9 protein-coding genes are annotated in these 10,337 nt (G+C 70.9%); all 9 read left to right on the forward strand.

Features of this window, described 5'->3' with window-relative positions; genetic code table 11:
• The first annotated feature begins 44 nt into the window (after positions 1-44).
• The 9 genes from eccD to ABZ805_RS07015 all read left to right on the forward strand — a co-directional run bounded on the left by eccD (position 45) and on the right by ABZ805_RS07015 (position 10,222).
• The gene (eccD, locus tag ABZ805_RS06975) at positions 45-1,454 is read left to right on the forward strand and encodes a type VII secretion integral membrane protein EccD (protein ID WP_358435542.1); all 1,410 of its coding nucleotides are present in this window, start codon (positions 45-47) and stop codon (positions 1,452-1,454) included.
• A complete protein-coding gene (eccB, locus tag ABZ805_RS06980) occupies positions 1,454-2,881 on the forward strand; it encodes a type VII secretion protein EccB (protein WP_358435544.1) in 1,428 nt (475 codons plus the stop codon). Before eccD ends, eccB begins: the two co-directional genes overlap by 1 nt.
• A 165-nt stretch (positions 2,882-3,046) precedes the next feature.
• The gene (locus tag ABZ805_RS06985) at positions 3,047-3,370 is read left to right on the forward strand and encodes a hypothetical protein (RefSeq protein WP_358435546.1); all 324 of its coding nucleotides are present in this window, start codon (positions 3,047-3,049) and stop codon (positions 3,368-3,370) included.
• A 52-nt stretch (positions 3,371-3,422) separates the two neighbouring features.
• Entirely contained in the window at positions 3,423-3,725 is a 303-nt protein-coding gene (locus ABZ805_RS06990; protein ID WP_358435549.1) for a WXG100 family type VII secretion target, read from the forward strand.
• Between the two features lie 125 nt (positions 3,726-3,850).
• A complete protein-coding gene (locus ABZ805_RS06995; RefSeq protein ID WP_358435552.1) occupies positions 3,851-4,297 on the forward strand; it encodes a hypothetical protein in 447 nt (148 codons plus the stop codon).
• A gap of 137 nt (positions 4,298-4,434) precedes the next feature.
• The gene (locus ABZ805_RS07000; protein ID WP_358435555.1) at positions 4,435-7,608 is read left to right on the forward strand and encodes a hypothetical protein; all 3,174 of its coding nucleotides are present in this window, start codon (positions 4,435-4,437) and stop codon (positions 7,606-7,608) included.
• A gap of 4 nt (positions 7,609-7,612) precedes the next feature.
• Positions 7,613-9,442 carry a hypothetical protein gene (locus ABZ805_RS07005; RefSeq protein WP_358435558.1) on the forward strand — a complete coding sequence of 610 codons (1,830 nt, stop codon included), beginning with the start codon at positions 7,613-7,615 and terminating at the stop codon, positions 9,440-9,442.
• A complete protein-coding gene (locus ABZ805_RS07010; protein ID WP_358435561.1) occupies positions 9,439-9,906 on the forward strand; it encodes a YbaB/EbfC family nucleoid-associated protein in 468 nt (155 codons plus the stop codon). Before ABZ805_RS07005 ends, ABZ805_RS07010 begins: the two co-directional genes overlap by 4 nt.
• Entirely contained in the window at positions 9,899-10,222 is a 324-nt protein-coding gene (locus tag ABZ805_RS07015) for a WXG100 family type VII secretion target (RefSeq protein WP_358435564.1), read from the forward strand. The genes ABZ805_RS07010 and ABZ805_RS07015 overlap by 8 nt, the downstream gene beginning before the upstream one ends.
• Positions 10,223-10,337 lie beyond the last annotated feature (115 nt).

Raw genomic sequence — 10,337 nt, forward strand, 5'->3', positions numbered from 1 at the left:
GGGTCGCGGTCTCTCAACCTGGCAGGAAAGGACCCCGGGCACCCATGGCGATTTCGGAAGAGCAGGTCCAGCATCGCACAACAGACTCGGGGAGGCTACGTTTCGTCCTCGGCAAGAAGTCGACCGACGTCGCCCTCCCTGCCGAAGTGCCGCTGGCCGACCTGCTTCCCGCCGTCCTGCCCCAGTTCGGCGCCGAATGGGTCGAACAGGGCGCTGATCACGAAGGCTGGGTCGCCCAGCGCGTCGGCGAGGCGCCGCTGGACGAAGACCGGACGATCGCCGAACTAGGTCTGCTCGACGGCGAGACGATCTACCTCCGCCCTAGGGCGGACCAGCTGGAACCGATCGACTACGACGACCTCGTCGACGGCGTCGGCGAGCAGGTGCAGAACCACGCGGGACGCTGGCGTCCCGCCCGGACGCGCTGGCTGCTGCGGGTGCTGGGGCTGGCGACGCTGCTGCTCGGCTTCCCGCTGCTGCTGGCCGGGACCGAGGTCGCGGTGGAGGCGCCCATCGCGGGCGGCATGACCGCGCTGCTGCTGGCCGTCGCGACCCTGGTGGCGCGCGGCGCCGCGAACCCGGTGCTGGCGACGGTCATCACGGGTGTCGCGGTCTGCTACTCGGCGCTCACCGGCGTGCTGCTGCTGCTCGCGCTGGACCCGGTGGCGACGGTGCCGATGATGATCAGCTGCGCGGCGGCGGGTGCGCTGATCGCGCTCGTCGTGGGGCTGCTGGGCGTCGCGGACTCCGCGCTGCTGTTCACCACCGCCATCACCTTCACGCTCCTGGTCGGAATCCCGGCGCTGATCGCTTCGGTGAGCCCGGCCTCCGGGCAGCAGGCCGCGTCGATCGGCCTCGTGGTCACGGTCGTGCTGAGCGTGTTCATCCCGTCCCTGTCGTTCCGGCTCTCCGGGCTCACGCTGCCGCTGCTGCCGACGACGCCGTCCGAGCTCACCGAGGACATCGAGCCGGTCGCGCAGCAGATCGTGGTGGAGCGCGGTGCGGTCACCGTGGGCTACTCGCGGGCGCTGCACGTCGGCGTCGGGGCCGCGCTCAGCTTCATGATGCTGGGTGCGCTGGTCGGCGAGGCCGACGTGTGGACCGTGGTGTTCGGCGCGGTGGTCTCGCTGCTGCTGTTCCTGCGCTCCCGGCACCCGGACGGCGCGATCCAGCGCTGGGCGCTGGTCGTCCCGGCCGCCGTCGGTTTCGCCACCTGCACGCTGCTGGTGGTGACCTGGGCCGGGCCGCTGGTCGCGATCCTCGCGGTGTGGCTGCCCTCGCTGGCCGTGGGCGCGCTGCTGCTGGTGCTCTCCGAGTTCCTGCCGAACCGGAGGCTGCGCCCGTACTGGGGCCGCGCGGTGGACATCTTCGAATCCCTGACGGCGGTGGCGGTGCTGCCGCTGCTGCTCCAACTCCTGCACGTGTACGCGAAGATGCGAGGGCTGGCCGGCTGATGCAGTCACGCAAGGATCAGGTCCAGGCGTACTTCTTCGTGGTCGGCAGGCTCGTCGCCGCGGTCACGCACGGGCGCCCGGACGCGCTGGAATCGCCGAACCGCCGGGTGAAGAACGGCACCATGTTCGGCGTGATCGTCGCGGCGCTGCTGATGGCGGTCTTCGGCATCCTCGGCCTGTTCCTGCCCGGGGGGAACAGCTCCTGGAAGCAGGCCGGTTCGATCGTGATGGACAAGGAGACCGGCGCCCAGTTCGTGTACCTGGACGGGCAGCTGCACCCGGCGCTGAACTACTCCTCGGCGAAGCTGGCCTCCGGCAACACCGGCGGCACGGTGTCCTCGGTGTCGCGGGAGTCGATGGCGGGCACCCCGGTCGGCCAGCCGATCGGCATCCCGAACGCCCCCGATTCGATCCCCACCGCGGAGACGCTGCGGGTCACGCCGTGGACGGTGTGCGTGCAGCCGCTGCCGCCGAACCAGATGGTCGGCAACCCGACGATCACGCTGATGGTCGACGCGCAGGCGGGCACCGCGGCCACGCACGGGCAGGGCCTGCTGGTGCGCACCCCGGACGGCGCGCTGCAGCTGATCTGGGAGGGCAAGCGGTACCGGGTCACCAGCCCGGCGGTGGTGGACGCGCTCGGCTACGGCGACACCGCGCCGCTGGAGGTCCCGGCGACCTGGCTGAACCCGATCCCGGCGGGCCGCGACCTGGCGGTCCAGGACACCCCCGGCGCGGGGCAGACCGGTCCGATGATCGACGGCAAGCCCAGCCGCGTCGGCCAGGTCTACGAGGTGCGCAATCCGGCCATCGACTCCAGCCAGTTCTACCTGGTGCGGCAAGACGGCGTGACGCCGCTGAACCGGATGAGCGCGGCCCTGCTGTTCGCGGCACCGTCCACTCGGGACGCCTACCCGGGCATGCAGGTGGCGCCGATCCAGGCGGGCCCGTCCGCGATCTCCGGGGTGCCGACCTCGCAGGGCCCGGACCTGGTGACCGGATTCCCCGGTGTGGTGCCGGAAACCGTGATCCCGCCCGCGGATTCGCAGCCGTGCGTGCGCTACGCGTCCTCGGCCTCCGGCAACATGAAGGTGACCCTGGAGCTGCAGCCGACCTCCCGGGTGAACGCGGGCGCGGTGGACACCGCGCAGCACATCGCGGGCACCGTGGCGGACCGCATCGTCGTCCCGGCGGGCGGTGGCGTGCTGGCCAGGGACCTGCCCGCGCCGGGTGCGGCGCCGGGCACCGCGTACCTCGTCACCGACGTGGGCACGAAGTACCCGCTGGCGGACGCCAACGTGCTGAAATCCCTGGGCTACTCCGAGGATTCCGTGATGCAGGTGCCCACGGACCTGCTCGCGCTGCTGCCCAACGGACCGGTGCTGAGCACGGCTGCCGCCACGCAGGTCCAGTCCCCGAGTTCCTGATCATGAAACCTTGATGAGGGGAGTCCCTAGCTTGACGCGGTCAAGACCACTCGTGGGTCGCGCGAGCCGGGAAGAGATCTAGATTGGTATCCGGGTTAGACCCGATATCCACAGAGCACGAGAACTGCGGCGGGCCGCCGCGGCGAATGCCAAACGGAGGCACAAGTGGCTATTGACGGCGCACTTTTTGACGAAGCGGAAATCCAGCAGGTCGCCGGTCGGCACGACACCGCCCGCGAAGAGATCGAGCAGCAGCTGACCCAGCTGCGCAGCCAGCTCGACGGCGTCGGGCAGCGCAGCCCGAACGAGATGACCAAGATGCTCGTCGACCAGTACGAGCAGGACCTCACCCGCCTGAAGGACTCCGTGCTGGCCGACCTCCAGGCGATGTCGCAGGACATGCGCTCGACCGCCGGTGAGCAGACCGAGCAGGACCAGAGCAACGTCAAGCCGATCAGCAACACGCCGATCGAGAACTTCATCGGCTGATCGCGCTTCGCGCACCCGAACATCCGCAATCTCGCACTGAGGAGCAGCAGAGATGACCAGCCCCAAGACTTATGACTATGGCGCACTCGAAGAGGCCCAGAACTTCCTGAAGCAGGGCCTGGAGTTCGTCAACGAGCGCGCCAGCGAGCTCATCAAGGACGCCACCAACCTGCAGGAGAAGGGTTGGCAGGGCCAGTCCGCCACCGGCTACAACGCCTCGGCGGAGCGGCTGCGCGGCCGGCTGGACGGTTTCGCCCAGTACATCGAGCAGCAGAAGCAGAACGTCCAGACCGGTACGACGAACATGCAGGACACCGACCGCTCCGGTGGCAAGCGCATGAGCGCCTACAGCTGACCGGTGCCGGGCGCCGTTGCGGTAGCCGGGCCGGTCACGCGATTCGGCCCGGCATCGCTCTTCTCCCCTCGCCGCTCTCCGCGGCCACGTTCGATGCTGACGACACCACGTAAGTAGGGATGGTCATGGCGGACACCACCGCTTTCTCCCCGGATGACATCAAGAACGCTGCCAACGAGATCGGCAAGCTGACCGAGGACATGGCGGCCTTCCAAGAGCTGAAGGCGCACTGGCCCAACGCCGGTCACTTCGAGACCGCGCAGTGGCTGGAGCGGATCGTCGACGACCGCCGCAACGGCCTGGTCGCGCACGCCGAGCGGTTGAAGAACATCTTCGACAACATGAAGACCGATCTCACCGCGATCGCGAACGACTTCGAGAACGCCGACGGCGAGAACGCCGACAAGATCAAGGCCGAGGTCGCCGACATGCGCGGTCACATCGACACGGCGATCTCCTCCCTGGACAAGGGCACCGAGGCCGAGCAGCACAACTTCTCGGAGGACCCGGACATCAAGCCGGAGGACAACGCCTCGGACGGCGACGGCTACAACGACACCCTGCCCGCCTGATCGTGGTGCAGGGCAGCAGACCCAGATCCCGTTAGTCATTCGATCGGCCGGTGGGCCGCTTCATTCTGTGAGGACCATTCCCGATGGCGGACAAAGCCGAAAACGTGGTTGGCGTCTACAGCGCCTCCGCCCCTCCCATGGCAGTCGACAACTACTCCAACTGGGAAGAGATCGACGCCGCCACCTGGGACCTCACGCACAACGGAGGGGCCACCGGCGATCATGCGAGTCTGAGCAGCAACAAGACCGCCGAAGCCTGGTACGAGCTGGAGGCCGCCTTCAAGAAGGCGACCGAGCGGCTCGGTGAGATCAACGAAGGCTTCAACAAGCAGATCAAGGCCCTGCAGGACCACATGCAGGGCGTCGCGGGCGACGAGTTCAACAAGTACGCGACGGATCTGTTCAAGGAGAGCGAAGACCTCTACAACACGCTGACGAACCAGGCCTACGCCACCACCGTCGGCAACATCGGTCACGCCATCCAGGACTACGCGCACCGCTGGTGGGAGGCGCTCGACAACGAGCACGAGCGCCGCAAGACCGCGATCGAGAAGATCGAGGCCGTCTCCACCGAGCTCAGCCAGTCCGAGTTCGACAGCAAGGTCCAGGAAGCGGTCGACGTCAGCGAGGACAACCTCCTCAAGGAGCTCAAGGTTCTGCTGACGAACCTCACGAACCAGTACAGCTCGCGCGGCTCCGACCTGAGCCCGCTGCACATCGCGCTGAGCCCCGCCGCGGAGAACACCGGCGGTGACGAGGGCAAGGGCGATGACGACAAGGACGACAAGGACGACAAGGACTCGAAGGACGACGAGGACTCGAGCGGCTCCGGGGACGACGAGGACTCGAGCGGTTCCGGCGACGACGAGGACTCCAGCGGCTCCGGCGACGACGAGGACGACACCTCCGACGAGGAGAAGGACGCCAAGGACGAGGCCGACGACGCCATCGACGAGCTGACCGGGGAGGGCGAAGGTTCGGGCGAGGGCTCGGGCGAGGGCTCCGGCGAAGGTTCGGGCGAGGGCTCCGGCGAAGGGTCCGGCGAGGGCTCGGGCGAGGGCTCCGGCAAGGGCTCCGAGGACTACGACAAGGGCCTGCAGGACGCGAAGAGCGCCGCGAACGACGCCATCGACGGCCTCACTTCCGACGGCCCGGGTGCCGGCGGCGGTGAAGGCGAAGGCGCCGGTGGTGAAGGTGCCGGTGGTGAAGGCGCCGGGGACACCGGGGGTGCCGGGGACACCGGCGGTGCCGGTGAAGGCCAGGGCGACGACTACCAGCAGGCCACCGAGGACGCGAAGAAGGCCGCGGGCGACGCGATCGACGAACTGGGCGCCGGTGGCGGCGAAGGTGCCGGCGGGGGCGAAGGCGCCGGTGAAGACACCGGTGGCGGCGTCGGCGGCATGCCGGGCGGCATGGGCTCCGGCGGCGGCAGCACCGGTTCCGGCGGTGGCAAGAGCGGCAGCGACAGCCAGCGCGACAAGGGCCTCGAGGACGCGAAGAAGGCCGCGAACGACGCCATCGACTCGCTCGCGGGCGGCGGCGAAGGCGGTCCCGAGACCGAGTCCGGCGGCCCCGGCAGCGAAGGCTCCGGCGGCGGCGCCGGCGAGGGCGTCGACACCGGCGAGGCCAAGAAGGCCGCGGGCGACGCGATCGACGACCTCAAGAGCGAGGGCCAGAGCCCGGAGACCCAGCAGCGCCTGGACGACGCCAAGAAGGCCGCGAACGACGCGATCGACGACCTGAGCAAGGACGGCGGCCAGCCCAGCGCCGAAGAGGCGAAGAAGGCCGCGTCCGACGCCATCGACGAGCTCGGCCAGGACGGCGACAGCCCCGAGCAGAAGCAGGCGATGGAGGACGCCAAGAAGGCGGCCGACGACGCCATCGACTCGCTCTCCGGCAGCGGCGGACCGAACACCGAGTCCGACGGCCCGGGCGGTGCCGACGAGAAGCTCGACGGCGGCGAGGCGAAGAAGGCCGCGGGCGACGCGATCGACGACCTCAAGAGCGAGACCGAGAGCCCCGAGGCCCAGGAACGCCTGGACGACGCCAAGCAGGCGGCGAACGACGCGATCGACGAGCTCACCAAGGACGGCGGCCAGCCGACCGCGGAAGAGGCGAAGCAGGCCGCGGACGAGGCGATCGACGCGCTCGGCCAGGACGGCGACTCCCCCGAGGTGCAGCAGGCGATGGAGGACGCCAAGAAGGCGGCCGACGGAGCCATCGACGACCTCGCGGTGAAGGACACCCCGGTGGACGGGGGCCAGGCCAAGACGGCGGCCTCCGACGCGATCGGCGACCTCGCCAAGGGCACCCAGGACCCGGCCGCCCAGCAGCGCATGGAAGACGCGCAGCAGGCCGCGAGCGACGCGATCGACGAGCTCAGCAAGGACGGCGGTCAGCCGACCGCCGAGGAGGCGAAGCAGGCCGCGGACGAGGCGATCGACGCGCTCGGCCAGGACGGCGACTCCCCGGCGCAGCAGCAGGCCATGGAGGACGCGAAGAAGGCCGCGGACGACGCGATCAACGAGCTGGCCAGCCCGTCCGACGCCGGCGGCCCGATCGACGACGCCCAGGCCCGCCAGGCGACCTCGGACGCCATCGGCGACCTGACCACCAAGAGCGCCGACCCGGCCGCGCAGCAGCGCTTGCAGGAAGCGCAGCAGGCGGCCAACGACGCCATCGGCGGGCTCAGCCAGGACGGCACCCCGCCGAGCGCTGAGGAGGCCAAGCAGGCCGCGTCCGACGCGATCGACAAGCTCGGCCAGGACGGCGACTCCCCGGCGCAGCAGCAGGCCATGGAGGACGCGAAGAAGGCCGCGGACGACGCGATCGACGGTCTCGCCTCCGGCGGTACCGGCGGCGGCGGTGGCGGTGGGTCCGAACTGGACGACTTCCTCGGCGGCGGTGGCGGCGGCGGTGCCGCGAAGGCCGCCGCGGACGACGCGATCTCCAGCCTCGGCTCCGGCGGCGGCGGGGGCGGCGGCTACGGCGGTGGCGGCTACGGTGGCGGCGACAGCCCGAGCGCCCAGTTCGACGTGGCGGCCAAGCAGGGCCTGGCCGCGCCGGGCGGTGCCGCGGCAGCGGCCGCGGGCGGTGCCGCGGGCGGTGCCGCCGGTGGTGCCGCGGGCGGCATGGGCACCGGAGGCATGCCGATGGGCGGTATGCCGATGGGCGGCGGTGGCATGGGCGCGGGCGCCGGTGCCGCCGGGCAGCAGAACCAGGAGCGGGAGCCGCAGATCTGGATGAAGGCGGACGACGGCGTCTGGGACGAGGACAAGGACAACCCGCCATCGGTGCTCGGACGGAGCTGATCTCGTGCCCACCAGCACACCCATCCCGTCGAACCTGGACCAGCTGAACTTCGACCAGCTGGCCCAGATGATCAACGAACGCGATCCGGAGCTGTACTACCAGCGCGCCGACGAGTTCGATCGCGCCACGGCGGGGCTCCGGCAGCTGATCGACGGCCTGCGCGGCACCATGCGCAGGCTGGAGGTCGGCCTGTCGGGGCTGTCGATGGACCAGGCCGCGCAGGCGGCCGAGCACTTGGCGGCGAAGAACGAAGCGGTGCTGCAGGCGATGCAGCAGCCGGGCTACGCGGCGATGCTGCGCCGCGCCGCCGACTCGCTGGCGGCCTCGCAGCAGCGGCTGCGGGACCTCCAGCAGCAGCGGGCGGAGCAGAGCGACGCCCCGGCGGAGGAGGCCGGGAAGGCCGACGAAGACCGCACCGAGCAGGCTCGCCAGATCCTGCGCGACCTGGCGACCTCCTACGGCGACGCGGCGGGCGGGTTCACCCCGCTGCCGGGCACCGGCCCGGGCAGCAAGCCGGTGGACCAGATCACGGCCGAGGGCGCCGAAGGCGGGCAGTCCGGCAGCGGCGGGCAGTACTCCGGCGCCGTCTACTACGGACCGGACGGCACGCCGCACGCGATGGACGCCGGCTACGCGCCGGGTTCGGGTGAAGGCGGCGGCGCCGTCGGCACGATGGCGCGCACCTACGGCAGCCCGGCCGGTATCGGTGGCGGCTCCGGCGACGGATCGACCGCGGGCGGCGGGACCGGCGGCTTCGGCGGCGGCGACGGCGCGGGGGAGCGGTCCGGGAACGCGGCCCCGTGGCTGGCGGCTTCGGCGAAGGGTGCTCCCGCGGTGCTCGGGCAGTCGCCCGCGGGCATCGGCGGTGGCGGCGGTTCCACGACGTCGGGCGGTGGCGGCTGGCGGATGGCCTCGGCCGCCCGCTCCGGCAGCGTCCAGGAGGGTTCGCCGCAGGTCCTGGGCAAGCGGATGGCGGCGAACTCGGCCACCGGCGGGACCGAGCCGACCGCGACGAAGAAGGAGAAGCGGCCGCAGACCTCCAGCCAGGAGGGCACGTCCTCCGGCCAGGAGCAGATCAGCACCATGAGCTCCCCGGTGGAGGAGCACAAGGAGTCCACCGCGGACGCGCCGTTCGTGCAGTCCCACGCGCCGGGCCACCTCACCGCGACGGCGACCGCGAGCGCGGCCGCGGGCGCGACGGCGGCGGGCACGCTGCCGTCGAACTCGCCGGGCTCGCATGCGCCCGGTCACGTGACGGCCGGGGCGCCGGACCCGACGGGCTCGAACCCGCCGGGCGGTGGGAACCCGCCGGGTGGCGGCAACCAGCCCGGTCAGCAGCCCGGCCAGCCGGTGTCGAAGTCGGCGACCGCCGGGCCGCTGGACGCCGGTTCGTCCGGTGCGCACAGCACGACCAGCGGCGGGCCGCGCAGCACGCCGTCCTCCGCGCTGGACCTCGGCCAGGTGCGCGCGCCCGGCGGCACGCCGACGTTGCCGCGCCCGGGCGGGGAGTTCTCCGGCGCGCTGCCCGGTGCGGGCGGCGGCGGGGTGCCCGGTGGTACCGGGCAGCCGACCGGTCCGATGCACGGCCCGATGGGCATGATGGGTGGCGCGGGAGCGGGCCAGGACCGTTCGCAGCAGGAGCGGCAGCCGAACGTCCCCGTTCCGGCGGACCGGGATTCCTGGGACGACGGCAACGGCGTGCTCGGCGCGGTCGGTCGCCGGTCGCGGTCCGAAGAGGACGGTCCGGAGCCGAAGGAGAAGCCGGTGGGCGACGCGAACGCCCAGATCGACGAGATCATCAATGGTCTCCGGGAGGAGCGGAAGATTCGATGACCGAGATGAACCGCGGTGGCGGCGCCTTCCAGGACCTCGAAGCGGCGATGGCCGCGCTGGAGCAGGAACAGCGCAAGCTCGCCGAGATCGGCGAGGTCCGCGAGAACGAGACGACGACGGTCCAGGCCAAGGACCGTTCGCTGGAGATGACCTTCGACGGCAGCGGCGAGCTGTCCGAGCTGAAGTTCAACGGCACGAAGTACCGGAGCATGGCCCCGGCGCAGCTGGCCCACGTGATCGTGGAGACGCTCCAGCAGGGCCGCGCGCAGGCGATGGCGAAGATGACGGACCTCATGGGATCCGATGCACTGCCGGGAATTGATCTAGCGGGCATCGCCGCGGGTAAGGTGGACCCCAGCAGCGTGATCGACGCGCTGCTGGCCCCGATGCTGGACGGCATCGTCGACGACGACGAGCGCCCCGGAAAGAATTCCCGTACGGAGAAGGGTGGCCAGGATGGCTGACGACTTCTACCTCGACCCCGACGGGATGCGGGACGCCAACCAGCGGATCAAGACGGCGCACGACGAGATGTCCGCCGCCTTCGACGAGCTCACTGCCGAGCTGGAGGAGCTCTACGGCTGCTGGGGCAAGGACGACGTCGGCAAGGCGTTCGAGGAGAACTACAAGGAGCCCGAGAAGAACATCAAGGAGGGCTCCAAGGGCATCCTCGATGGCGTCAACGAGCTGACCGGCTCGCTCGACGAAGCGGTGGACGAGTTCGTCGAGGTGGACGAGCAGAACCGCCGGAACGTCGAGAACACCGGTTACGAGTCCTGATCTCGGTGCCGGGAACCGTGCGACCTCTCTGCTGGGAGACGAGGGCCGCGAAGACGTGAGTTGAACACCCGGGCGCGACAGGGCGTCCGGGTTCGAATCTGGAGAGGGGGAGCCG

The organism is Saccharopolyspora sp. NPDC047091, from assembly GCF_040643635.1.
Classification (GTDB): domain Bacteria; phylum Actinomycetota; class Actinomycetes; order Mycobacteriales; family Pseudonocardiaceae; genus Saccharopolyspora_C.